Here is a 232-nt window from a genome sequence, read left to right on the forward strand (position 1 = left end):
GTGCTGGTTCTCGGTCGATAGGCCCAGGTATTCGCGCTGTGGGGTCTGCATCTGGCGGGTATGGGGTTTCACCGTCTGCCACACCGGACTTTTCAGCGCTTTGCCGAATGCCTGGCGAATAAGCCGGTTATGGGCCGAGATGTTCACCGCACCGTCAAAGCCTTCCTGGTGCACGGCGGCATAAGCGAGCGGCGAACCCACATGCACCTTCTTGCCTCGCACCAGGTACTGG

1 protein-coding gene is annotated in these 232 nt (G+C 60.8%); it reads right to left on the reverse strand.

Annotated elements, in window-relative coordinates; all coding sequences use genetic code 11:
- Positions 1-232: phage virion morphogenesis family protein (locus R0J87_RS25155; protein WP_498889749.1), on the reverse strand; the 232-nt coding region annotated here is incomplete at both ends.

The organism is Halomonas sp. SIMBA_159 (assembly GCF_046536035.1).
Classification (GTDB): domain Bacteria; phylum Pseudomonadota; class Gammaproteobacteria; order Pseudomonadales; family Halomonadaceae; genus Vreelandella; species Vreelandella venusta_A.